This window comes from Pseudodesulfovibrio sp. 7M6 (assembly GCF_050058625.1).
GTDB lineage: Bacteria > Desulfobacterota > Desulfovibrionia > Desulfovibrionales > Desulfovibrionaceae > Pseudodesulfovibrio > Pseudodesulfovibrio salinus.
Window position 1 is genome coordinate 2,063,705 of record NZ_CP188816.1, and the last position, 25,039, is coordinate 2,088,743.

The following is a 25,039-nucleotide window of genomic DNA, read 5'->3' on the forward strand; positions in this document are numbered from 1 at the left end:
CGCCGGAGCCTGCTTGTCCTTTAAAAACGGAGATTGAAAGCTACTTCATCTCAACCCAAATAACGGCTCCCATCTCAAGCTCGCGTCCCTTGTAGGGTTCGGCGGCGGTATTCAGACCGGCAAATCCCCACCAGCCCTTCCAGGGGCAGGCAAAGGTAAACACGCCATTGCCGTCGGCAATGACTTCCTGCGTGACCATGCGTTCGTTGGGAGCAGTACGCTTGCCGTCCTTGTTGTAAAATTCCACTTCCACGCGGGTATACGGGGCGGCCTTGCCGTCCAGCATGACGATACCCTGGAAAACATTTCCGGCGTAGTTGCCGAAAGGCCGGGTCAGCGGCACGATCTCGGTCTTGAGCCCCAGGGGCTTGTTCCACTCTTCGCCCTCGCCGTAGGCATCCACAACAACCTTGGTGATGTGGCGAATGTAGTTGTTTTCAGCATCTTCCTTATAGGGAACCGGATCAAAAACAAAAGCATACATGCCGGGCTTGCGGGCCGTAAAGGTGGTCTTCCAGGCGGAATGGCCCATCACCTTGGTCGGAGCCAAGGTACCGAGCAGGTCGGTCTTCTGGTCGTTGTCCTGCACTACGAAAAATTGATTGGGCTTTTCCAGCTCCATTCCCTGACCTTCAAAAGGATGCGCAAACGCGAGGGTCAGCGCCACGGTACGATGGTCCTGGGTCAGTTCGTCTGTATCCGGAATCAGCATCCCGAAATGAGCGCTGGCGACGGTTGCCATAAGCAGAATCAGGGCACCCGCCAAAATGGAAATTTTCGTTTTCATTACATCCTCCCACCTAAAACAGTTGAATAAAAATATTAAGGTTATAGCCAGATGAAGAATACTAATACTGCAAAAGTAGCACTGGTCAAGCAAAAAAAATTTATTGCAGCGCAGAGATCAGACCATTCACTACCGTTTGTCATCTCCCGTACGCCAGCGACGGGCCAGTCCCACCCCAGTTACATTGTGCCACAGGCTGAATAGGGCTCCCGGCAGTGCGCTGCCAACCCCGAAATATTTGACTGCTAACGCAACACCCAGGCCAGAATTCTGCATCCCGACCTCAATGGCCACCGTCCGCGCATCTCTTCTGGAGCAACGCAAAAGGCGGGCAACGCCATACCCGACTGTCAGTCCAAAGCCGTTGTGCAGAATGACGGCAAAAAAGACCAACAGAGGGAAATTGAGCAACGTAGCACGGTTAAGCCCCATGATGCAGGCAATGAGCAAAGCGATGACAAGGATGGACAGTGAGGGAAAAAACCGAACCACCGGATCAAGCCTGCGCCGGAACAGACGCCGCAGGATCAGGCCATCCGCCATGGGGAAGACCACGATCCAAAACACGGAGGTGACCATGGAAGCGAAATCCATGGAAACCTCTTTCTTGAGCACCAGATAGATAATGGCCGGGGTCAGGATGGGGGCAAGGCAGGTGGAGGCTAGGGTCATGGTTACGGAGAGCGGCACATTGCCTCGGGCCAGATAGGTTATGACGTTGGATGCCGTTCCACCGGGGCAGGCCCCAACCACGACCATGCCGATCAACGCCTCGGCTGGCAACCCCAGAACAGTGGAAATCAACACAGCCAAACAAGGCATAACCACGTACTGAAGCACCACTCCCAGCCCCACCAGCGGCCAGCGGGTCAATATCTGACGAAAATCCCCAAATTCCAGGGTCAGTCCCATGCCAAACATGATGACGCCAAGGCCCACGGGAATATGCGGCTTGATCCAAATGAACCAATCGGGACGGAACAGGGCCGCTGCGGACAGCAGCACGGCCAGGGTAAGAAAATGCTTTTCAATCAAACGAGGCAAGTCAGCGATGAACATGCGCGAGGCTTGTCCCAAAAAAAGGTCACTGTCAATTACGAAAAAACCCCATCCCGAAAACAGAGGCATAAGAAGAGTTGACGAACCGCCCCAAAGCACTGTAGGAAGTTTCTTCCCAAGTGGAGGGAAGCCGGACGGCGGTTGCGCCATGAACCCCGTCAGGTCCGAAAGGAAGCAGCGGTATTGGTTGCTATCGGGTGTCCGGTTTCCACTCAAAGGCGCGTTTCTCAGGAAACGCGCTTTTTTTATGCTCTATTCCACGGTTCCATAGGGAAGATATCTGGCCATGGTTTTGTCGAAAACGGAATAACCATCCGCCATGGGGCTCTTATACATGGCAAGCGCGTCGTTGAGTTTTTTGACAAACATCGGATCAACCCCTTTGCTTAGGGCGATATAGAGCGGAATTTTCTTGTATACGAACGCGACCTGATAATCACTCTTCTCCAAACCCATCTTGCGCATCAGATAGGTAACGTTCTCAAGCGGGAAGGCCACCAGATCGAGCGTGCCGGATTGCAGCCCCCGCAGCGGCTGAACATACAAAGTGTCAGTTTTGAGCGCGGAAGGCTTGAGTCCCTGAGCCAGTAATTCCTTGGCCGCATCCTGCCCCCGCACCGCGCCTATCGTGTACTGCGAAGCATCAGCTATGGAATGAATGCCGAAATCCCGCCCCGCTTTGCCGATCAGCCCGAACTCGGGGAAATCGAGCGGCCCCACCCACTGGAATTTCTGCTCCACATCAGGCGTTCTCGGCACATTGAGCATGGCACAGTTGGGCATGGCCATGGTTGTGGCCACGGCTTTTTTCCACTGTACGAGCCGTATGGACTTCTTGTTGAACGGCGTATCGGTCATCTGCATGATGGCGGCCATCGTATCCACCGAAACGCCGGTAACATGCAGGCCTTGCGCCAAGGTATAGGGGGGATACGGACCTGTCATGACGAGGAGCCCCTCGGAATACGCGGGGAGACTCAACGTAAAGAAAAATACAACCAGAAAAGACAACGCCATTTTGCGGTACATGACACCTCACAAGATATCTGGCCCTCACCCCAGGGCCCAATTCAACCGCCTATATACTGATAGTCGATCAACGATATTTATGTCAACGAATCGTGTGCTACAATATAATTAATTGGAACAACTATTCACATCTCCGGTAAAGCCGTAACCGGACGAGCTTTCAGACGCATTTGAGATTGAAGGGCAATCGCTACCCCGCCCTTCGGAACCCAACTCAGAGGAAAAAGCATACGCTTCCACAGCCCGATTGTCTGTCCGCCAAAAGACCTACATCCGCTATAGATATATAACGCTCGCCATCAGTCATCCTGGCCTCCCTTGAGGCTGCTTGACCACTGCATTGACGGAAATGGAGTTGGTGAGGATAGGGAAAAGCCCCCCTGAAATTCAGGGGGCATATTTTCTAAGTGGCGGAGAGGAGAGGATTTGAACCTCCGGCTGAGTTTCCCCAGCACACGCTTTCCAGGCGTGCTCCTTAAGCCGGACTGGGTTTCTTACGTCGATTCAGGAAGTTATCCAAGTGCGACTGAAATCGAAAGAAGCTGTCCAAGAGTCTGTTTTTCAGCAAGTCACCGCTGCAACTACTCGCTCTACTGTAGCAAGTTGCTGTAGCAAAAATTAAGGGGATTCTCTCCAGAAGTGATGCTACTGTATCGCAAGCTCAGAAATGAGTTTTACGTTGCCGACCCATTTCTCAAACTCGAAGACACCCCCAGTTGCCAACCGTAACAACAATGATTCCACGTTTAACGGCAATGCCGCATTGCACCACGGCTTACTCTGTATCTGAAGTGCAGTGCTTTTATTCCTGTGGGCAAAAAAATTTCTAACCACACGAAGATCATCTGCATGTGAATTTTGTGCTCCAAGTGAGGCAGCGATGGTATTAAAATTTGTTATTCCAAGTTTCTGTGCGGCTTTCAAGCAATCATTTGTCACAGCCCAACTTGGCTCAAACTTCCAATTTGGTCTTCCTCTTTTGAACGCAGCTTGCACACATTGGATATTATACATACCTGAAGCTCTGGGCACTCGATGACCAGAGGCAGTCCTTCCCAGCCCCATTGCAGAAACGATTATCAATTCTCGACAAAAACGGCACCACTCATCGTGAATTCGCAGTACACACATTTCAGCAAGAATTCTTGCCTTCTGATTTTGGCTATCAGCAAGCAGTTCCGCACTACTCTCAAGAAATGCATTGAGGAGAAAGGTACTTCTTCGAGAGAAGACCTTCTGCAAATGGTAAAGCATCTACTCTGTCAATGCTCGGTAGTAAAACTCAAACCGAACTCTACGACTTGCAATTCCTTGAGTCGTCGATTTCGAAGCATTCCAAAACTGTCGATAGGTCTCTCTTGGCTCATCGCTTGCAATTGCTGATGCCAACTCCAGCAGATTATCGGTTGCCTTCTCAATATCAGCAATAGGTTTTGATTCAAGGAAACTATGCGCATCCAATAAACCTTGCGGCAAACCAAAAAGAGAATGAGCAATTGCTGTCAAAAGCATCAGCAAATGAGTAGGTTTACAAACGGGACTCCCATTCAAAGGCTCTGCAAAATGTTCTTTAAAGAACCGCAATACATCAGACACCTTCCCCACCGATTCATCAGAACTGTCGAAACTGTCGTCATACTGTTTGTAAAGTTTGTCGATTCTTGTTTGCCGTCCATCATGGACGCCTTCCAAAACAATCCCAAGTAGTTCTGCAATAAATGAATCGTCTTGCATTCGAAGACGCTGTCTGACTGTAAAAATATCGTATTCTTCCCACAACGCGGCCCATTGACGAGAAATAGCTCTGACCGACCACTTAAATCCCCCCGTATACCGAGCATGACGTTTTTCAGCGGCATTTAGTGAGACACTGTAAGAGTTGAGTCGGGCAAAGACCTCAAGTACTTCATCATCAGAAGCATTAAGAAGCTGATCAACCGACAAGGGGTAACTGAGAAAATACCCTTTCTGTTCTTCTGTAAGAGTAGAATAGCGGAGTCCTTGGAACTCATCAGCGCGAGTCGAAAGGGAAAATTTGTCGTTTGCAAAATCAAGAATAGCCCTCAATCGCTGTTGACCATCGACAACTTCGCGGAGAGATTTTTTTGTCTCGATGTCAATCTTTGTCCTCAGATAAATTTTGGGAATCGGTAGACCACGCAAAATCGTATCAATCAGGTAGGTTTTTGCAGCAGGTGTCCATACGCTGCCTCTCTGAAAATCAGGACTGAGTTTCAGCTTCTTTTCTTTTTCCCACTCAACAAAATCTGAGATTCTGTATTGTTCAAGAATTGTTGCCATCTAGTTTTCTACTCCATTTTTCAACTATATACCCCCAATCCCAGTTGCACTCAAGAAATACACAAAAGACCATCAAAATTCCACAACAATGAGCATACCCAAAGGCAAGACAACTCCAACCGCCCCAACGCTCTCTTCACCGATGAAGGATACCACTTCCCGCCCCGTGCGGTCTTGATCTTCTGGGCATTCAACTCCTTCGCGATCCCGGCGAAAGATGTTGTCCCACCTTCTTTGATCTTCTCCACCGTAGCCCGCAAAGACTCGGCCAGAGCATCGGCATTGGCCTTGATTGCCTTCACTCCAAATTCGTTGCCTTACTGCCGAAAATGGGCCGCTCCGTTAGGACAGCCCAACTTGACGCCTCGCCCTTCGCCGCCGCCAGGCCTCCCGAGTGGAAATCGCTTCACATTCCTGCTGGTGATAAGAGCCATGGTTTCGACGGTTGCTGATTTGAATCCACACAGCTGTCGAAGTTGATAGACTCCTCGCCTTCCACGCCGCCTCAAACCGGGGTACTTGGACATGCCTTTTGCTCCTCACTCTGTAGCAAGTCCAAAGGAAAAGGCCTTGTTTCTCAGTAAGCAACTGAAAAACAAGGCCTTAAAATTCGGTGGCGGAGAGGAGAGGATTTGAACCTCCGGCTGAGTTTCCCCAGCACACGCTTTCCAGGCGTGCTCCTTAAGCCGGACTCGGACACCTCTCCGCGTTGAGAGGGAGTAACTACCCAATATAAGAACGCATGGCAAGTGAAAAATTGAAGAAATTTCCCTTTATGCGAGAGGCAGTTGCAAACTGCCCCTGAACTCGTCCAGGCTGGACGCCCCTACTTCCGCCAACAAGGCCTCCACCTCGTCCACCAGATTGAAGGAAAAGTCTGGGCGCAAAAAGTTTGCGGTGCCTATCTGCACGGCCTGGGCACCCACCAGCAGGAACTCCAGGACATCCTCTGCCGAGGCGATGCCGCCGATGCCGACCACGGGAATATCCACGGAACGCACCACCTGATGCACGCAGCGCAAGGCGACAGGCTTGATGGCCGGGCCGGAAAGTCCGGCAATGACGTTGGCGATACGCGGCTTGCGCGAGCGAATATCCACGGCCATGCCCGAGAGCGTGTTGATCAGCGAAAGCGAATCCGCCCCGCCGTCCGCAGCGGCCCGGGCACAGACCGCAATGTCCGTGACGTTGGGCGAGAGCTTGACCATGACCGGCTTGTTCCCCGCATTCTTCTTGACCGACTCGGTAACCTTGGTGATCTGCGCCGGGTCCTGGCCAAAGGCAATGCCCCCCTCCTTGACGTTGGGACAGGAGACGTTGACCTCCAGCGCGGCAATGCCCTCCTCTCCCGCCAGCACACCGGCCAGTTCGCCGAACTCCGTGGCATCGCAGGCATAGAGGTTGGCCACAATAGCCACATCCCGCCACGGCAGCGAAGGCAAAGCCTGGCGCACGAAATTTTCCACGCCCGGATTCTGGATGCCGATGGCGTTGAGCATTCCGCACGGCGTTTCCGCCAGACGCGGCATGGGATTGCCCTCTCTCGGCTTGAGCGAAAGCCCTTTGGCCACTATACCGCCAAGTTTCTTCAAATCGCCATAGGGAGCGAATTCCAGGCCGAAACCAAAGGTGCCGGAGGCGGTCATGATCGGATTTTTGAGATCCAGACCACCGAATGAAACATGCATATCCATGATACCAGCCCCCTACAGTTCCACTTTATCGGCCCAGAACACCGGACCATGCGTGCAGACCTGGACATGATGCCCGGCCCCGTCTTTTGTCACACACCCCAGGCAGGCGCCCACGCCGCAACCCATGCGGTTCTCCAGCGAGAGCTGCGCCCGCGCGCCGAACTCGGCGGCAAACTTCTGCACGGTGCGCATGAAGGGTGTGGGCCCGCAGGCCAGCACCAGCCCATCCTTCTCGGCATACTCGCGTATCAGTCTGCCCATGGTGTCGATAATAACCTGCAAATCCGAGGGATTTTCCTCCATAACGCATTCGGCATGGACATCGGCGGCGAGGTTCTCATATGGATAACAATCCAAAGGAACGCGATGGGCCAGGAAGAGCCGCACATTGTCGGGATGCGGATGACGCTCGACATATCCGCGAAACGGCGCTATGCCGATGCCTCCCGCAAGGAGCAGCGTCGGGGTGTCCGGCTCCATGGCAAAGGAATTGCCAAGCGGCCCCCATACGGCTATCTCGTCGCCGGGACGAAGGGACGCGATGCGTTCGGTGCCCCGCCCGATATTCTGTATGAATACCGTGACTGAAGTTTCATCCGCCGTATAGATGGAAAACGGACGCCCCCAAATGAGATCCAAAGGCCAGGAGACCGGCCGCATCATAATGAACTGCCCCGGTTTCCAACCATCCCAGCCGGGATACTCAAACGTTATTTCATAAAATTCATCCGGCCTTTTCTGTTGACCGACCGGGGCAACTTTCAATACCTTAACATTCCGGCAATTCCGCAAGGACATAGCACAACCTTATGAGTAATAACAGGCACATTCCAGAAATCATGGCTCCGGCCGGGGACTCCTCGTCCTTCCTCGCCGCAGTGGCCGCAGGCGCCGACGCCGTCTATGTGGGGCTGAAGCATTTTTCCGCCCGCATGCAGGCCACCAATTTCTCTATCAGCGAGCTTGCCCGGCTGGCAAGCCTGGGCCGCGACCACGGCACCCGGACCTACGTGACCATGAACACCCTGGTCAAGCCCGGAGATGTGGAAGCCGCAGGCCGACTGGTCGATCGATTGCAACGTTCGGTCCGCCCCTTCGCCCTCATCGTTCAGGATCTGGCCATGATAGAACTGGCCCGGCAGGCCGGTTTCGAGGGAGAAATCCACCTTTCCACCCTGGCCAACATGAGCCACCCCGCCGGGTTGGAGATCGCAGCCAAGCTGGGTGCCAACCGTGTGGTCGTCCCCCGCGAGCTGAACCTGGACGAAGTCAAACTGATGACCGACGCCTGCCCCAAGGGACTGGATCTGGAAATTTTTGTTCACGGAGCGCTCTGCCACTGCGTTTCGGGCCGCTGCTACTGGTCCAGCTACCTGGGCGGCAAGTCAGGCCTGCGCGGCCGCTGTGTTCAGCCCTGCCGACGTCTGTACCGCCAGGGCAAGCAACCGGCACGCCGTCTTTTTTCCTGCACGGACCTCTCGCTGGACGTGCTGACCAAGCCCCTGCTCTCCATGCCCAAACTAACGGCCTGGAAAATCGAAGGACGCAAAAAGGGACCGCACTATGTCTACTACACCGTGCGTGCCTATCAGATGCTGCGCGACAATCCGTCCGACGCACAGGCAAAAAAAGCGGCCGCCGACCTGCTCGATCAGGCCCTGGGCCGTCCGTCCAGCCACTCCACATTTCTGCCCCAGCGTCCCTTCCAGCCGGTACAAGCGGATGCGGAAACAAGCTCGGGCCGACTTGTCGGCGAGGTAAAGCGCGCAGGAGCCAAGCTCTATTTCGAACCCCGTGAGCCGCTTGAGCCGGGCGATCTGGTCCGGATCGGCTACGAGGACCAACCCGGACACCGCACCATGCCCATCCGCCGCCGGGTACCCAAACGGGGACGTATGGATATTCTCGGCAAGGGAAAAGGCCCGGGTCTGCCCACCGGCACCAAGGTGTTCTTGGTGGACCGCCGCGAGCCCGAACTGATCAGGATGATTCGCGACCTGGAAGGCGAGCTGGAGCTCTTCCCCCTGCCCGAAGCCGGAGAGTCGAATTTCACGGCCCGTCTTCCGCAGCCAGCGGCAACCCGCAAGCTGCGGTCCGAAAACGTCACTCTCTTCCGCACCCCGCCCACCGGCCGCATCAATGGACGTGGAGCCTTCTGGCTGGAGCGGACGGTTGTGGGCAAATTGCCCGGCGCCATCGTTTCCCGCGCCCAGTGGTGGTTGCCGCCCGTCATCTGGCCGGACGAGGACAAAAAATACCGGAGCCTCATCAAGGAAGCCGCCAAAAAAGGCGCTCGCGAGTTTGTCATCAACAGCCCCTGGCAGGCTGCCTACTTTACGGATCGCAAGAATGTGACGCTGACAGCCGGGCCGTTCTGCAACCTTTCCAACGCCCTGGCTCTGGACGCAATGAAATCCCTGGGATGTTCCTCGGCCATTATCAGCCCGGAACTCTCTGCCGAGGAAGTAGGAGAGCTGCCGCGCAACTCTCCGCTGCCCCTCGGTATCGTCATCAAGGGATTGTGGCCCTTCGGCATCGCCCGTTTCCTCTCCGAGGCCGCGCGACAGGATGAACCGCTGAAGAGCCCCATGAACGAAGTCTCCTTCGTCCGCCGCTGGGGCCAGAACAATTGGATTTATCCGGCATGGGAGCTGGACCTCAACGAGGAGTACAAAAACCTCGTCCGCATGGGCTACAAGACCATGATCAGCATCGTCGAGCCCTGGCCAAAAGCGGTTCCCCGCCCCAAACGAACCAGTACCTTCAACTGGAAGATCAAACTGCTGTAAAGAAAAGGCCGCTGAGAAAAATCTCAGCGGCCTTTTGTCGACTCAGTGACTTTATTTCTCGTCCAGGCGGGTAGCATTTTGCGGCAAGTTTTCAACAGCCTTGCCGACTATGTCCGGTACATCTGTAGAGTTCAGTCCCTTATATGTCAGTCCTTCCAAGTTTTTAAAAGCGCTCACGGAACGAAGAATAGCAAGGAAGGTTTCGATTTCCTTCTTAGTCAACACACCGCTGCAGGTCTTGGATGGAGACTTGTCACACTCCGTTCTCGCTGTAATCTGATCCTTCAGATCATATAATAGGGTCGTGGCATTAACGCGCACATATCCTTCCTGACCTTTGATTGCACTCCCCACTCCATTGAGCATGTTGTACGTTTCCCTCACGATTCTGTCGTGCACAAATGTAGTTCCCAGTTCAGCCAATTCATTGGTTATCTTGTCCGCGTAGGCCTTCGCTGTTGTCTCTTCAACATCCTTGAACGACTTGAATGTTTTATAGAATGAATTTTCCTCATCCAAGGTCAACGCATAGGAATCCCGCTTCACATGCAGGACAATATAGCTGTCTTTAATATACCGCTTGCCATCAGCTTTGCTGACAAGCCGATTGTCGCCTTTGGACAGCATCACCTCGGTTTCAAATTCCTCAAGGCCCTTCGTTCTTTCCTCTGCCCTTGCAAACACATAGTGCCCGGCTTCCAGCACCGGATACTTCCCCGCTTCAAAACCGGCGAGATCACTATCGCCAATTGGAGCCTGCGGCCACAGGCAGAGCGAAAACTCGAACATTTTATCATTTCGGGCTGCAGTTAGAAGGGTGCTGCCCAAAGTGTTCAACACGCCCAGAACCGGGGATGCGGGAGGATACAACTGCTGGCCGGCTTTTGTAAGTTGCTGCAGCAACGGTTTGAACTGCTTGGCATTATCAATTTCAAAAATATAGAGTTGAATGTCGACGGGACGCCCCCCATACTTGATCGGGCCGTAAACAGGAATATATGAAAAATTGTTTGGTTGTTGTCGTTTTACATCCCCACTATAATAGATCAAACGACCAGAGTCTGCGGCATTGGAGTTCCAATCCAAACCTGCGCTGCCCTTTGCCCGCTCAGAAATCCGCGCGACAATAGCAATTTCTCCATCCCCATATTCTTGAAATTTTCCTATAAATGCCGTGCTCATATTAATAGAAAACGGTTGGCCGGGAAGAATGGCCGGCATACTGGTATCATTAAATTTTTTGACGAGTTTCCAGCAGGTAGCGTTGCCGCAAGCCTCTGGATCTTTACTTGCCCGATAATAGTCATTTCCTCCCACATTTGACCCGGCTCCCGCGCATCCGGAAAAAAGGCCCAAGGATACAGCCACAGTAACAACACAGAGTAAAAAGTGTTTCATGCTACCTCCCGGTTAACACGTCTCGACACTACTATACTTGTAACACTATTTAAATTTATTCGCATATATTTTAGTAAAAAAAAAAGCCGCTTTTAAGCGGCTTTTGTCTCCATACGCATCACAAGAATATTACAGCAAAATGTTCCCTGTCATATAGGTGACAGCCTTGCCTGCGATCTTGGTCCTATCGCCCAGATCCTCGCACCGCAATTCTCCGCCCCGCGCGGATGCCTGGTACGCATTCAGGGACTTCTTCCCCATACGGGCGGCCCAGAACGGAACCAGCGTGCAATGGGCAGAACCGGTAACCGGATCTTCGGGAATCCCCTGCTCCGGGGCAAAGGTACGGGAAATGAAATCATAATCCATGCCTGGAGCGGTGCAGATCAGGCACATGCCATCCAGCCGCGAAACCAGGCGGAAATCAGGAGCCAGCTCCCGGATATCATCCTCGCCTTCAAATACGGCCATCATATCCCGCTCGCCCATGAACAGTTCGACAGGGCGCGCACCAAGCGCCTGCACCACCCGCTCCGTCACCTGTATGGGCCGCACGGGCCACGCCGGGAAATCCATAGAATAGAGATCACCCTCACGATCCACGAAAAGCCGTCCGGACTTGGTCTCGAAGACCACGACCGGGTCCTTGTAGCCAAGGTGCTCATAGAGCACATGGGCGCTGGCCAGCGTGCCGTGGCCGCACAGGTCCACCTCGGCCTCTGTCGAAAACCAGCGAAGCTCGAAGTACTCTCCTTTTCGTACGAAAAAGGCGGTTTCGGGCAGATTGTTCTCCGCCGCTATGCGCTGCATCAGATCATCGGAAAGCCATTCGAAAAGCGGCACCACAGCTGCGGGATTGCCACTGAAGACCTCGTGGGCAAAAGCGTCCACCTGGTAGAGATCAAGTTTCATGGCTCTCTCCTTCGGCTAAAAGGTCTGCTTGAACAAATCGTCCTGGGATACCGGAGCTTCTCCTGTTCCCCCGCTGCTTCCGGACATCTCCGTAGGTTCCGTTCCCACCTTGAAGGGCAGGAAAAACTCCTTGCTGGAAGACGGTGAAGCCAGCTTGCCGGTATTGGCATCCACCCGGACCATAACAATTCCCGGCGGCTGGGTGAAGTCCTGATATGGATAATCCCCTTCCACGACCTTGCGATAGCTTACCCAGATGGGGCTGGCCGCACGCGAACCGGTTTCCCACTTGCCCATGGGCTTGAGTTCGTCAAAGCCCACGTAGACGCCTGTCAGCAGATACGGGGTATAGCCCATGAACCAGGCATCCTGCTCATTGTTGGACGTACCGGTCTTGCCTGCGATGGGCCGTCCGAGCACCTTGGCACGCCAGCCCGTTCCGTTCTGCACCACCTGCTTCATGAGCGTGGCCATAATGAACGCGGTCTGGGGACTGATGGCATCCACGGTCTCCGGCACCGAAGCGTACATATCCTCGCCCCAGGCCGAGCGGACCGAAAGCACGGTGCGCGGTTTGATGTAGGAGCCGCCACGCGCAAAGGCGGTATAGGCCTCGCACAGGTTCATCAGGGAAACGACGGCGGAACCGAGAGACACGGAAAGGTCATGCGGGAAATCGGACTCCAACCCCAGGGCCTGAGCCCGCTCGATGATCTTGTTGATGCCGAGCTTCTGGGCAATGCGGATGGTAACCAGGTTCTTCGACTTGACCAATGCGGTCCGCAACAGCGTCGGCCCGTCAAAGGTTCCCTCAAAGTTCTCCGGCCGCCAGAGCTTGCCCTGCGCATCATTGGCATACACTATGGGCGCGTCCAGAATGATGGAAGAGGGAGTGAAGCCGTTATCGATAGCTGCGGAATAGACAATGGGCTTGAAAGCCGAACCGGGCTGACGCCGGGCCTGCGTGGCCCGGTTGAACTGGCTGAGGGCGAACGAGTAGCCGCCCACGAGGGCCAGGACTTCGCCGGTATCCGGTTTCACAGAAACGAGCGCACCCTGCACCTGCGGCTGCCGCTCCAGATCAAGCGTCCAGATGCCTTCCGGATTTTCCGGAGCCTTGGAAACAGTAACCCAGACCACGTCGCCCGGCTTGAGAACCTTGCGCGCATCGGTGGGGTTGGGGACATCCTCATGGCTCTTCTTCGGGTTCGGCTCGCGCACCCACCACATGGCGTCGATGGGGATAATGCCGTTGTACTTGCCGAAGCGGACATAGGCCTGTCCCTTGACCACTTTGGAGACCCAGGCCTTCATGGGCTGGTCCTTCTCCATGATGTTTGTGGTATCCTGCGGACCTTCCTCCAAAACGGCAGCAACATCCCCGGGATTCACATGATCAACGGGCCCAAGCCATCCGCGACGCTGGGCGGAATTGAGCAGTCCGCGACGCAACGCCTTTTCCGCAGCGGCCTGATGCTTGAGATCGCACGCAGTGGTGACGGTCAAACCGCCCGTGTACACGGCATCTTCACCGAACTTGTCGATGAGCCAACGCCGGACCTCCTCCAGATAGTAGGCACCCACCTGCCACGACGGATCGGGCATGGATTCGAGTTTGACGTCCTCGGCCAGGGCCTCCTGGTACTGGCTGTCATTGATCCAGCCAAGGGAATGCATTTGTTCCAGCACATAGCGCTGGCGCTGTTTGGCAAGCTTCCAGCTATGATACGGATTGTAGCGGCTGGGAGCCTGCGGCAATCCGGCCATCATGGCAGCCTCGGCCACGGTCAGGTCCTTGGCGTGCTTGGCAAAATAAGTGCGTGCAGCAGCCTCCACGCCGTAGGAATGCGCGCCCAGATAAATCTGATTGAGATAGATGGTAAGAATTTCGTCCTTGGTCAGGTAGTTCTCCAACCGAAAGGCGAGAATGGCCTCCTTGAGCTTACGCTCGTAGCTACGCTCCGAGGTGAGCAGAAGGCGCTTGATAATCTGCTGGGTTATGGTGGAACCGCCCTGGCGGGTGTGCCCTGCCCGGAGGTTGGCCACAAAGGCACGGGCAATGGCCGTCAGGTCCACACCATCGTGCTGGTAGAAACTGGCGTCTTCCGCAGCCAGAAAGGCCTTGGGAATCCACTCGCTCATCTGGTCCAGAGTGACCAGAAAACGTTTTTCCTTGTAAAAATAACCGAGGACCTCATTATTCTCGGCATAGACAGTGGTCACCAGCGGAGGATTGTAGTCCGTGATCTTCTTGAAGCCAGGGAGATCCTTGGAGGCCCAATGGTACAGACCAAAGGCGCCGCCGACACCGGCGATAGCGCAGAGAATAAAGATGACGAGCAGAATCTTCAGTACTTTCATATGACTCAAAATCCTTTTTTTACCCTGGACGCGCCCTTGGCTGGCGGCAATCCCCAGACGAGTCGAAGCCGACCGTAAATATCCTTCACGGTTGCCTTGTTGGTATCCAGCGCATGGTACATCTGCCCCAGCGAACGCGTCTCGCGCCTTGCCAGACAGGTGGGGGAATCAAAGACGATGACTTCTCTCCCGGCCATCCAGAACGGATAAATACGACAGAAATAGGGACGCACCTCCCGAGGTATCTCACACCCCAGAGGGCCGAGAAAACGGCAGGCGCCCATGGTATCCACCGCCAGACGCAGGTGCTCCTTTCCTTCGGGGAAAAGAGCGCGCACCTCGTCTTCCTCTCCGGGAAAGAGGCGACAGGCAAACTTGATGAATGCAGGAGAATTGGGCGATACGGCAAAGCCCCCGGTATAGGGAACATGCTCCTGAATGCGCTCCTTCTCCATCCGTGAAAGCGGAAAACAGAAATCTTCCTGGCCAATGGCAATGCGGCAACAGGTGGGCCCCTGCTGGGAACACCGCTGGCAAACGTCGGCGTCTTCGGTCCGGGTCTGCGTCATGCGTCCCCCCGCCGTTAACCGGCGCTGGCCTCGTTGTGCCCGCCGGAGAACTTGAGCGCCCCTTTGCCCAGCAGGTCGTGCAGATGCACCATGCCCGCCAGCTCGCCATTGTCGCCCACCACCGGGAGCACCGTAATCTGATTGTGCTCCATTACATCGAGCACTCGTGCCGAAGTCTCTCCGGCAGTGGCCCGCTTGGGCGATACGGTCATGACCGAGGTAACGGGTACATCCTTATCAAAAGGTCCGCAGCAAACGGCGCGGCGCACATCACCGTCGGTGAGCACGCCCTTGAGCACATTGGCACCGTCGACCACGGCCACCAGGCCAAGACCTCCGCCATTCAGAACCTTTAAGGCTTCCGCAAAGCTGGCCGAGTCCGCCACCACGGGCAGATCGTCGGTATGCATCAGGGAGTCCACACTGGCCGCCAACCGCTGGCCCAGGGAGCCGCCGGGATGAAACCGGCGGAAATCGTCCTTATTGAAGGACTTCCACTCCATGAGGCAGACGGCCAGGGCATCGCCCACGGCAAGCTGGGCCGTTGTGCTGGATGTGGGGGCAAGCCCCATGGGGCAGGCCTCGCGCGGCACATGGACCTGGATGGTCACATCCGCCAGCTCCGCCATGGCGGAAGCCGTGTTGGAGGTCATGGCTATGACGCTGATGCCAAGGGACGCAAAGGTCGGCAGGATGTTGTTGACTTCATCCGTACCGCCGGAGTTGGAAATGGCAAGGACGACATCCTCCTTGCGCAGCATTCCCATGTCGCCATGGGCACCCTCCACGGGGTGGAGAAAAAAGGACGGCGTGCCGGTGGAAGAAAGCGTTGCGGCAATCTTGCGGCCAACCAGCCCGGATTTACCCACGCCGGTAACCACGACCCTGCCGGAACATTCCGCCATCAGAGTCAGAGCCCTGACAAAGGCTTCGTCCAGCTGGCCGCGCACGGTTTCCAACCCTTCGACCTCGATTGCCAGGACATTCCTGGCAAGCTTCAGCCAATCAGTATTGCTGTTGCTCATGGGCGCTTCCTAGCAAAACTCCTTGATGATGCCGGGGTGGGCCTCCAGGCATCCCTTGCCCATGTGGTCGGTCAACGGGATCGGGTAATTACCGTCAAAGCAGGCGAGACACCAGGCGTTCTTGGCAGTCACCGAATCCAGCAGTCCGGGGATGGACAGGTAGTGCAGGGATTCAATGCCCAGGAACCGGGCAATGGCCTCCTCGGTATGTGCCGCGGCAATGAGTTCACCCTTGCTCGAGAAATCGATACCGTAGAAACATGGGTAACGGATAGCCGGGCAGCTGACTCGCAGATGAATCTCCCGCGCCCCCAGCTCCCTCAGCTTCTTAACTCGCGCACGGATAGTCGTACCACGCACGATGGAATCTTCCACGATGATGATGCGCTTGCCCTTGACCATGGATTTCACCGGATTGAGCTTAACTCGGACCGAGAAATCACGCATGTCCTGCGAAGGCTGGATAAAAGTACGGCCAACGTAGTGGTTGCGGATCATGGCCAGCTCAAGCGGCAAGCCGGACGCCTGAGAATATCCCACGGCCGCGTAATTGCCGGAATCCGGGAACGGCATGACGAAATCAGCATCCACCGGAGCCTCTTCGGCCAGCTTGGCCCCCATGGCCTTGCGCCGCTCGTAAACCATATCGCCGAACACCTCGGAATCGGGCCGGGCGAAATAGATGAGCTCGAAGATGCACTGGTGGCGAGGCTGCTCCTCGCAATAGCGATGGCTGGTCATCTTGTTGTCCTGGACAACGATCATCTCGCCGGGCTCCACGGGCCGGACAAACTCGGCCTCGATAAGGTCGAAGGCACAGGTTTCCGAGGCGAAAACGTATCGGTCGCCTACCCGGCCCAAGGCCAACGGACGGACACCATTGGGGTCCTTGACCGCAATGAGCTTGTCATTGGCCAAAATGAGCATGGAGAACGCACCGCGTACCTTCATACACGCCTTGGCCACGGCGTCTTCAATATCACCCGAACCATTGAGATACTTGATGATAAGGTGTGTGAAGACCTCGGTATCCATGGTGGTCTGGAAGATGGATCCGCTGGCCTCCAGCTCGCGCCGGAGTTCGTAGGTATTGACCAGATTGCCGTTGTGGGCAACGGCCAGACGCAGGTCACCATGGCGGACCAAAAACGGCTGGGCGTTACGAATAAGGGAGGCTCCCGTGGTCGAGTAACGGATATGGCCCATGGCGATTTCGCCCTTGAGCTCCTTGCCCAGATGCCGCTCGTTGAAGACGTCGGCCACCAGGCCCATGCCCTTCTGCTCGCGGATTTTCTCGCCGTCCCAGGTGACGATGCCCGCAGACTCCTGCCCGCGATGCTGCTGGGCATAGAGACCGAAGTAGGTCATGCGTGCGGCCTCTTTGTGGCCGTAAACGCCGAACAATCCGCAATACTCTTTTTTCATTCCGATTCCCGTCCTGCGGCTAGTCGCCGTAGTACTTTTGCAGGCTCTCCACTGTGAGCCCGTGCTGTTTCAACTCATGTATAGCCTGAACCACCGCTCTGGCACCCGATACCGTGGTGGTATACGGGATGTCGTAGAGTAGCGCGTTCTGGCGGATGACCTTGGCATCGCCCACGGTTTTCTTGCCGGAGGGCGTATTGATGACCAGATTGATCTCGCCGTTCTTGATGTGGTCCACCACATGGGGGCGCTGGCCCTCATGCACCTTGTGCACCCGGGTTACGGGCACGTCCTTTTCCTCCAGGAAATCGGCCGTGCCGCCCGTGGCCATGATCTTGAAGCCCATGTCCACGAAATCCTTGGCGACCAGCACCAGCTTGGCCTTGTCCCAGTCATTGGCGGAAATGAAGATGTTGCCGGACTTGGGCAGCTTCTGCCCAGCCGCGAGCTGCGACTTCATGTAGGCCAGCCCGAAGCTGGGGTCGATGCCCATGACTTCGCCCGTGGAGCGCATTTCTGGTCCGAGCAGCACGTCCACATTGGGGAAGCGGTTGAACGGGAACACGGACTCCTTGACCGAAACATGCCCACGCTTGCGACGTGACCACGGATCCAGGTCCTTCAGCTTCTCGCCAAGCATGACGCGCGTGGCGAATTTGGCAAGCGGCACGCCGGTGGCCTTGGACACGAAGGGCACGGTCCGCGATGCGCGCGGATTGACCTCGATGATGTAGACATCGCCGTCCTTGATGGCGAACTGGACATTCATCAGGCCGACAACGCCCAGCTCCTTTGCCATGGCTACGGTCTGGCGTTCGATCTCGCGCACCAGCTCCGCGCTCAGGCTGTAGGGAGGCAGCACCGAGGCTGAATCACCGGAGTGGATGCCCGCTTCCTCGATGTGTTCCATGACGCCGCCGATGTAGACATCCTCGCCATCAGCCAGGGCGTCCACATCCACTTCCACCGCGTTCTCAAGAAACTTGTCGATGAGGGTCGGATGATCGGAAGAGACTCTCGCGGAATCGCGGAAGTACTGCTCGAACTCGTCCATGGAGTAGACGATGTCCATACCGCGTCCGCCCAGCACGTAGGAGGGACGGAGAACGACCGGGAAGCCGATCCGCTCCGCAGCCTCGCGGGCCTGTTCCAGCGACATGGCCGTGCCGTTTGTGGGCTGGCGCAGGTGCAGCTTGTTCAGGAACTGCTTGAACCGCTCGCGGTCCTCCGCACGGTCGATGGCGTCCGGGCTGGTGCCGATGAGAGGCACACCCGCGTTCATCAGGCGCACGGCCAGGTTGAGCGGCGTCTGGCCGCCGAACTGGACGATAACACCGTCGGGCTTCTCGAACTCGATGATATTCATCACGTCCTCGAAGGTCAGCGGCTCGAAATAGAGCTTGTCGGACGTGTCATAGTCGGTGGAAACGGTCTCGGGGTTGGAGTTGACCATGATGGACTGCACGCCCAGTTCCTTCAAGGTGAAGGAAGAATGACAGCAGCAGTAGTCGAACTCGATACCCTGCCCGATCCGGTTGGGGCCGCCGCCGAGGATGACCACCTTCTTGACGTCGTCGCGGACGTTCTCCACGCCGGTCTCATAGGTGGAGTAATAATACGGGGTGTACGCCTCGAACTCGGCTGCGCAGGTATCGACCAGATAGTAGGTCGGGATGATATTCAAATCCTTGCGCAGGGTCCGGATTTCCGCCTCGCGGGTCTTCCACATGGTAGCCAGCTGGGGATCGGAATAACCGTATTCCTTGGCCTTGCGCAGAATTTTCTCCATGCCGGGAGTATCCTTGTCCACGCCCTCGCGCTTGCCGAAGTCGATGAGCTTGCGCTCCATGTCGAGAATATCGGCAAACTGACGCAGGAACCAACGGTCGATCTTGGTGGCCTCGAAGATTTCATCCTCGCTCATGCCGCAGCGGATGGCGTTCCTGAGCGCATAAATGCGCTGGGAATTGGGCCGCCGGAGCAGACGCAAAACCTCGGCCTTGTCGATATCGCAGGTATCGAAGCGCTCGCCCAGCCCGGAATGGCCGGTTTCCAGGGAACGAAGTCCCTTTTGCAACGCTTCCTTGAAGGTACGCCCGATGGCCATGGTCTCGCCCACGGACTTCATGGCTGTGGTCAGATAGTCCTCGGTGCCGGGGAATTTCTCGAAGGTGAACCGGGGAATCTTGATGACGCAGTAGTCGATGGCCGGTTCGAAGGAGGCCATGGTCTCGCGGGTAATGTCGTTGGGAATCTCGTCCAGCGTATAGCCAACGGCCAGCTTGGCCGCGATCTTGGCAATGGGGAAACCCGTAGCCTTGGAGGCCAGTGCGGACGAACGGGACACACGCGGGTTCATCTCGATGATGATGATCTCGCCATCTTCGGGATTGACCGCGAACTGGACATTACTGCCGCCGGTTTCAACGCCGATCTCGCGCATGACAGCCAGGGAGGCATCGCGCAGCTTCTGGTACTCGTCGTCGGTAAGGGTCTGGGCCGGGGCCACGGTCACCGAGTCTCCGGTGTGCACGCCCATGGGGTCCAGGTTCTCGATGGAGCAGATGATGACGCAGTTGTCTTTCTTGTCGCGCATCACCTCCAGCTCGAATTCCTTCCAGCCGAGGATGGAACGCTCCAGCATGATCTCATGCTTCATGGAGAGAGCCAGACCGTTGGAACAGATCTGCTCCAGTTCCTCCATGTTATAGGCCACGCCGCCACCGGAACCGCCGAGGGTATAGGCCGGGCGAACGATGATGGGGAAGGGAATCTTCTGCCCCCATTCCCGGACATCGTCCATGGTGTGGCAGATGCCGGATTCCGGCATATGCAGGCCGATATTTTTCATGGCCGCCCGGAATTCCTCACGGCTCTCGGCCTTGTTGATGACGTCGATATCGGCGCCGATCAACTCGACATTAAATTTTTCCAACACGCCCATTTCGGCGATAGCCAGAGCGGTGTTGAGGCCGGTTTGCCCCCCCAAAGTTGGCAAAAGAGCGTCGGGACGCTCTTTTTCTATAATTTTTGCAACTGCTTTGGGAGTAATCGGCTCTATGTAGGTTGCATCAGCCAACTCCGGATCGGTCATGATCGAAGCGGGATTGGAATTGACCAAAACGACCTCGTACCCCTCCTCCTTGAGCGCTTTGAGCGCCTGGGTGCCGGAGTAGTCAAATTCGCAGGCCTGGCCAATGACGATCGGGCCGGACCCGATCAACATGATCTTCTTGATATCTGTACGTTTGGGCATGCTTTCGGAACGAGTTAAGGTTACGGCATCTTTTCAGGTCGGATAACGTGCCTTTGGCATCGGACTGGCCGGGCGACACCGCCACCCGCCGGACAAGCTGTTTACATAGCGGCATCCCGTACTAAACGCAATGCAAAAGAGACCCGACTCCCGACGGAAACCACCGGCAACATCTCGCCCCGCTCTCTTCAGATTTTCTGCCGCCTAACGCTCGCCAAAACATACGGGACCGGGGCGACCATCCGAACATTCTCCAACATTCCCATTGACACCATCGAAGTTGAATATTATTTTCAATTACATCAACTTTGAGGGAAACTATGACATCAAAGCCTTTGACCTCTTTTGAAGAAGGAACCATTGTCCGCATTGCCGACATCGACGGCGGTCAGCGGGCCCGTTCGCGTATGCTCGCTCTGGGCATGACGCCGGGATGCCCCGTGGAAGTGCTGCGAGGCGGCCCCACCGGTTGCCGGGTCCGAGTCCGAGGCTCGGAAATAGCCCTGTGCTGCGGATTGGCCTCAAAAATCCTGGCTGTGGAGAATGATTCGGCGGAAGGTCCGCATTGTGACTGCTGCCCTGCTGCCCCCCACGCTCAGGCATCCTAGCATTACCATTTTCCCAAATGCAAAGAGCCGCCAAAAGGCGGCTCTTTGCATTTGAAACATCTACTTTTATTGGGCCGGCAAGGGGCTCCCTTTGGCCTCCGGAACCAACGGCCCTTCTCCGCCCTCTCCTCCGCTTTCCAGCCAGGAACGGAGCAGCATCCGATTCCGCAGAACTGTCGGATGCGGCCAGCCTCGATCGGCAGGGACAAGCGCCCCGTAGGCCATATCCGGATACTGGCGGGCAGCGCTCAGACAGGCCAGCAGATTCAGACACAATTCATTGGCCGGGAACCGCAAGGTCATGGCCTTGCCGAGCGGCTGCATCACCTCGCTGTACCGCCCCGCCTTGAAATAGGCCACGGCCAGATCATACTGGACCGCGTGCAAACCGGGCAACCGGTCCACTATGGCCTCGCGCTCGGCAACCGAATAGGCAGCGTTCTCCACATTGCCCTTCCCCTGCTCCTGCGAGCCCAAGGCATAGTCGAAGCCGAACTCACGAAGGCGTCCAGTCTCCTCCGCCGTCGCAGGGACATCGCTGAGAACGACAACCCGTAGACAACCGGCCATGCGCATGGAATAGAGCAACTCCCGACAGGGAACCGTGGCCAGCACCGTTTGCCAAAGGGTATTGGCCCGTTCGCGAAGCTGTCGGCACAATTCCATCCCCTGATCGAAATCCGAAAAAATCGCCGGAGCGTCCAACAGGGCAGAAACGCCCTCCGCCCCGTTCAGATCGGCAACAATCTGCTCGACGTTTCCCTTCCATATGATTCTGCGGACATCGGACACATCAGCACAACGGACCGACGCCGCATCGCTGCCTACAGCACTCTTTTTCTGCATAGTTGAACTCCAGACCGTCCATTTTTTGTCATTTGGACCTGTCTTGCCAACGGTTTTGCAAAGAGCTTGCCAAGGATTGCTGTCCGAACTCGAACAGCAGGCCTGAGTACGAACGGCGGCTCTCATCACAGCAGATTCAGGAACTTGGAATTGCCTCACTGGGCTCCAGTAGAATCGGCAATCCTATGAAGGCACAGCGGTTCTCCAGCCAGGAACTGACCAACCGGCTATTTCGCATGATAACGGGAGCCAGTGAATTCAGGCCCTTCATAACGGAACGATCTTCCGCAACCTCCGGGTGCTCCAGAGCAACATAAAGGCAGGCCGCCAAGTTCAGGCTCAATTCGCTGGCCGGGAAACGCAGGGCAACGGATTTTGCCAACGGTCCCTTTCCCTTGTCATAATCGCCTGCCATGAACTGTGCCACGGCCAGATCAAACTCGACGGAATGAACGCCGGGCAACCGTATCACCACAGCTTCCAGTTCCTCCACGGTGCAGCCGTCCTCCGCGAAACTGAAGACCGAACCGTTCGGGCGGATGAAAAATACTGAACACATAAACGCAGGCAACGATTCGCATCGGCAAACAATGCCGGGTCCTCAAAATGAACGAAACAGATGTTGCTGCCGCTGAGTTCGGTGAGAATGCGTTGGACATTCTTTCCCTCAATCCAGCGGACGGTAGGCGGCAACGGATCTTCGACTGTCGCAGGTCCTTTTTTCAAATCGGTATCAGCAAGAATGATGGGCATACTTTCCCCTCGGACCGTCCGAATATTGGCGGAAGACGTGTCCATATGGGGGTATTTTGCGATCCGACGGCCACCCAACAATGCGATTTCGTCGAGAAATGATAGTAAAAATAAGGAGATAACCTAAACATAGATTAGGGGAATCATGCATGAAGAAACAAAACAAAAAAAGGGGCCGTTCTGAATGAACGGCCCCTTTTTATGGTTTTGATTGCAGTCTTCTAGCTGACCTTGCTTCCGGGATCAACGTCCCCGGTAGGCGTCAGCAATTGCAGCCCATCTCCGCTCTTGACCGCCAGAATCATGCCTTGGGAAAGTTGCTTGCGCAGCTTACGGGGCTTGAGATTGGCCACGATGACGACCTGACGACCCACCAATTCCTCAGGTTTGAAGAAATCGGCGAGACCGGCCACTACCTGACGCAAGTCGCCCTCGCCCAGATCCACACGGACCAGGAGCAACCGATCGGCATCAGGATGTTTTTCGACTTCCTTTACCGTGCCCACCCGCAGGTCAAGCTTCTGGAAGTCCTCGAATTCAATGGCGACGGGCTCATCGGAAGCATCTGCCTTAGCCGCGCTTTCCTTCTTGGCCCCTTTGTCAGCCTTGGCCTTGGCGCACTTCTTTTCCTTTTTCGGCTTCTCTTCGGCCTGCTCTACCGCGGGCAGATCAACGCGCGGGAAAAGGTTCGACGTCTCGGCGACGACATGTCCGGACTCCAATAGGCCCCAGACATCCAGCTCCTTGGGCAGGTTGATCTTGGCAGGATCAAAGCAAATGCCGAGTTGGGCGAGCATTTTCTCACTCGCTTCCGGCATGACGGGCCAGAGGTGCACCGCGATCTTACGCATGTTTTCGAGCAACACGTAAATCACGGTTTTGAGGCGGCCGGTATTCTTTTCCTTGAAAAGAGTCCACGGCGCGGTGGCGTCAATGTACTTGTTCAGGCCGCGCACCAACTCCCACAGCCCTTCCAGGCCGCGTGAGAATTTGAAGTCGCCGAAGTTCTCCTGAAAAGCCTCCATGGCTTCCTGGCCGAGCTTCTTGATCTCTGCGTCCACAATGTCTTCCACATCGGGCCTGGGAATTTTGCCCTCAAAGTACTTGTGGGTCATGGCCAGCGTGCGGTTGAACAGGTTGCCCAGATCATTGGCAAGCTCCGCATTGAGGCGACCGACCAGGGCTTCCTCGGAAAAGCTGGAATCCTGGCCAAAGGACATGTCGCGCAGCAGGAAATAGCGGAAGGCGTCCAGTCCGTAGGTATCCTTCATGGCCAGGGGCTCGATCACATTGCCGATGGACTTGGACATCTTGGTGTCCTTGACCAGCCAGTAGCCGTGCACGTTGAGCGACTGATATGGCTCTATACCGGCGGCCTTGAGCATGGTCGGCCAGAACACGGCATGAGGCTTGAGGATATCCTTGGCCACCAGATGGTTCGCATGGGGCCAGAATTTGGCGTACTTTTCGCCGTCGGGATACCCCAGGGCGGAGACGTAATTGATAAGCGCATCGAACCAGACGTAGGTAACGTAGTCCTTGTCAAAGGGCAGTTCGATTCCCCAGGTCAGCCGGGACTTGGGCCGGGAGATACAGAGGTCTTCCAGCTCGCCGGAATCCAGCAGGCTCAGGACCTCGTTCTTGTAGCGCTCGGGACGGATGAAATTCGGATTCTTCTTGATGTGATCCTTCAACCAATCCTGATACTTGGACATGCGGAAGAAATAGTTCTTCTCCGAAATATACTCGGGTACGGTCTGATGATCCGGGCACTTGCCGTCCACCAGCTCCTTTTCGGTGTAGAAGCGTTCGCACCCGAAGCAGTAATGTCCGCCATACTCACCGAAGTAGATATCTCCGGCGTCAAAAACCTTCTGCAGGATTTCCTGCACCACCGCAATATGCCGAGGCTGGGTGGTACGGATGAAATCGTTGTTGGAGATATTCATCTGGGGCCAGAGGTCGCTGAACTGGGCGCTGATGGCGTCCACATATTCCTGCGGCGACTGTCCATTGGCCTCAGCGGCCTTCACGATCTTGTCGCCGTGCTCGTCCGTTCCCGTCAGAAAATACGTTTCCGCGCCCATGAGCTTGTGGAACCGGGTGACGGCATCCGCCACCGTTGTGGTGTACGCATGGCCCAAGTGGGGTTTTGCGTTGACGTAGTAAATGGGCGTGGTGATGTAGAAACTATCCAAACCAAATTCTCCTTGCCGGGTGGTCCACC

21 protein-coding genes, 1 tRNA gene and 1 other RNA gene are annotated in these 25,039 nt (G+C 55.9%); 3 read left to right on the plus strand and 20 right to left on the minus strand.

Annotated elements, in window-relative coordinates; genetic code table 11:
- Positions 1–40: 40 nt before the first annotated feature.
- Together ACI0FG_RS09925 and ACI0FG_RS09930 are read right to left on the minus strand one after the other, a co-directional pair.
- Positions 41–787, minus strand: coding sequence for a DUF4198 domain-containing protein (locus tag ACI0FG_RS09925; protein WP_419784836.1), 747 nt, complete (start codon positions 785–787; stop codon positions 41–43).
- A 129-nt stretch (positions 788–916) separates the two neighbouring features.
- A complete protein-coding gene (locus ACI0FG_RS09930) occupies positions 917–1,846 on the minus strand; it encodes a bile acid:sodium symporter family protein (protein WP_419784837.1) in 930 nt (309 codons plus the stop codon).
- A gap of 122 nt (positions 1,847–1,968) precedes the next feature.
- On the opposite strand from ACI0FG_RS09930, the gene ffs reads away from it, so the two are divergent.
- An RNA gene (ffs, locus tag ACI0FG_RS09935) (signal recognition particle sRNA small type) lies at positions 1,969–2,062 on the plus strand.
- Positions 2,063–2,098: 36 nt separating this feature from the next.
- On the opposite strand, the gene ACI0FG_RS09940 is transcribed toward ffs, so the two are convergent.
- From ACI0FG_RS09940 to ACI0FG_RS09970, 7 genes are all read right to left on the minus strand, one after another.
- Positions 2,099–2,791, minus strand: coding sequence for a substrate-binding periplasmic protein (locus ACI0FG_RS09940; protein ID WP_419784838.1), 693 nt, complete (start codon positions 2,789–2,791; stop codon positions 2,099–2,101).
- 729 nt (positions 2,792–3,520) lie between these two features.
- Positions 3,521–4,129: a hypothetical protein gene (locus tag ACI0FG_RS09945; RefSeq protein ID WP_419784839.1), complete on the minus strand. Its 609-nt coding sequence runs from the start codon at positions 4,127–4,129 to the stop codon at positions 3,521–3,523.
- Positions 4,130–5,176: a DUF262 domain-containing protein gene (locus ACI0FG_RS09950; RefSeq protein ID WP_419784840.1), complete on the minus strand. Its 1,047-nt coding sequence runs from the start codon at positions 5,174–5,176 to the stop codon at positions 4,130–4,132. It abuts the gene before it with no gap.
- A 50-nt stretch (positions 5,177–5,226) separates the two neighbouring features.
- Positions 5,227–5,478 (minus strand): recombinase family protein, encoded by a 252-nt coding sequence (locus ACI0FG_RS09955; RefSeq protein WP_419784841.1) that lies wholly within the window; start codon positions 5,476–5,478, stop codon positions 5,227–5,229.
- Between the two features lie 312 nt (positions 5,479–5,790).
- Positions 5,791–5,882: transfer RNA gene (locus ACI0FG_RS09960), tRNA-Ser, on the minus strand.
- A 67-nt stretch (positions 5,883–5,949) separates the two neighbouring features.
- Positions 5,950–6,870, minus strand: a complete 921-nt coding sequence (locus ACI0FG_RS09965) for a dihydroorotate dehydrogenase (protein ID WP_419784842.1) — start codon at positions 6,868–6,870, stop codon at positions 5,950–5,952.
- A 12-nt stretch (positions 6,871–6,882) separates the two neighbouring features.
- A complete protein-coding gene (locus ACI0FG_RS09970) occupies positions 6,883–7,668 on the minus strand; it encodes a dihydroorotate dehydrogenase electron transfer subunit (RefSeq protein WP_419784843.1) in 786 nt (261 codons plus the stop codon).
- Positions 7,669–7,679: 11 nt separating this feature from the next.
- On the opposite strand from ACI0FG_RS09970, the gene ACI0FG_RS09975 reads away from it, so the two are divergent.
- Positions 7,680–9,659 carry a peptidase U32 family protein gene (locus ACI0FG_RS09975; RefSeq protein ID WP_419784844.1) on the plus strand — a complete coding sequence of 660 codons (1,980 nt, stop codon included), beginning with the start codon at positions 7,680–7,682 and terminating at the stop codon, positions 9,657–9,659.
- A gap of 51 nt (positions 9,660–9,710) precedes the next feature.
- On the opposite strand, the gene ACI0FG_RS09980 is transcribed toward ACI0FG_RS09975, so the two are convergent.
- From ACI0FG_RS09980 to carB, 7 genes are all read right to left on the minus strand, one after another.
- Positions 9,711–11,057 carry a hypothetical protein gene (locus tag ACI0FG_RS09980; protein ID WP_419784845.1) on the minus strand — a complete coding sequence of 449 codons (1,347 nt, stop codon included), beginning with the start codon at positions 11,055–11,057 and terminating at the stop codon, positions 9,711–9,713.
- A gap of 129 nt (positions 11,058–11,186) precedes the next feature.
- Positions 11,187–11,969, minus strand: a complete 783-nt coding sequence (locus ACI0FG_RS09985; RefSeq protein ID WP_419784846.1) for a PhzF family phenazine biosynthesis protein — start codon at positions 11,967–11,969, stop codon at positions 11,187–11,189.
- Positions 11,970–11,984: 15 nt separating this feature from the next.
- Entirely contained in the window at positions 11,985–14,330 is a 2,346-nt protein-coding gene (locus tag ACI0FG_RS09990) for a penicillin-binding protein 1A (RefSeq protein WP_419784847.1), read from the minus strand.
- Between the two features lie 5 nt (positions 14,331–14,335).
- Positions 14,336–14,899 carry a YkgJ family cysteine cluster protein gene (locus tag ACI0FG_RS09995; protein WP_419784848.1) on the minus strand — a complete coding sequence of 188 codons (564 nt, stop codon included), beginning with the start codon at positions 14,897–14,899 and terminating at the stop codon, positions 14,336–14,338.
- A 14-nt stretch (positions 14,900–14,913) separates the two neighbouring features.
- Complete coding sequence (locus ACI0FG_RS10000; RefSeq protein WP_419784849.1) at positions 14,914–15,924, minus strand: KpsF/GutQ family sugar-phosphate isomerase; 1,011 nt, start codon at positions 15,922–15,924, stop codon at positions 14,914–14,916.
- Between the two features lie 9 nt (positions 15,925–15,933).
- The gene (gene purF / locus ACI0FG_RS10005) at positions 15,934–17,349 is read right to left on the minus strand and encodes an amidophosphoribosyltransferase (RefSeq protein ID WP_419784850.1); all 1,416 of its coding nucleotides are present in this window, start codon (positions 17,347–17,349) and stop codon (positions 15,934–15,936) included.
- 19 nt (positions 17,350–17,368) lie between these two features.
- Positions 17,369–20,605 carry a carbamoyl-phosphate synthase large subunit gene (gene carB, locus ACI0FG_RS10010; protein ID WP_419784851.1) on the minus strand — a complete coding sequence of 1,079 codons (3,237 nt, stop codon included), beginning with the start codon at positions 20,603–20,605 and terminating at the stop codon, positions 17,369–17,371.
- Between the two features lie 320 nt (positions 20,606–20,925).
- On the opposite strand from carB, the gene ACI0FG_RS10015 reads away from it, so the two are divergent.
- On the plus strand, positions 20,926–21,213 hold the full coding sequence (locus tag ACI0FG_RS10015) for a FeoA family protein (RefSeq protein ID WP_419784852.1): 288 nt from the start codon (positions 20,926–20,928) through the stop codon (positions 21,211–21,213).
- A gap of 66 nt (positions 21,214–21,279) precedes the next feature.
- Here the strand turns inward: ACI0FG_RS10015 and ACI0FG_RS10020 are convergent, their stop codons facing one another.
- The 4 genes from ACI0FG_RS10020 to metG all read right to left on the minus strand — a co-directional run bounded on the left by ACI0FG_RS10020 (position 21,280) and on the right by metG (position 25,010).
- On the minus strand, positions 21,280–22,059 hold the full coding sequence (locus tag ACI0FG_RS10020; protein ID WP_419784853.1) for a hypothetical protein: 780 nt from the start codon (positions 22,057–22,059) through the stop codon (positions 21,280–21,282).
- 136 nt (positions 22,060–22,195) lie between these two features.
- On the minus strand, positions 22,196–22,552 hold the full coding sequence (locus ACI0FG_RS10025; protein ID WP_419784854.1) for a hypothetical protein: 357 nt from the start codon (positions 22,550–22,552) through the stop codon (positions 22,196–22,198).
- Entirely contained in the window at positions 22,528–22,812 is a 285-nt protein-coding gene (locus ACI0FG_RS10030) for a hypothetical protein (RefSeq protein WP_419784855.1), read from the minus strand. The genes ACI0FG_RS10025 and ACI0FG_RS10030 overlap by 25 nt, the downstream gene beginning before the upstream one ends.
- A gap of 221 nt (positions 22,813–23,033) precedes the next feature.
- Positions 23,034–25,010, minus strand: coding sequence for a methionine--tRNA ligase (gene metG / locus ACI0FG_RS10035; protein WP_419784856.1), 1,977 nt, complete (start codon positions 25,008–25,010; stop codon positions 23,034–23,036).
- Positions 25,011–25,039: the final 29 nt, after the last annotated feature.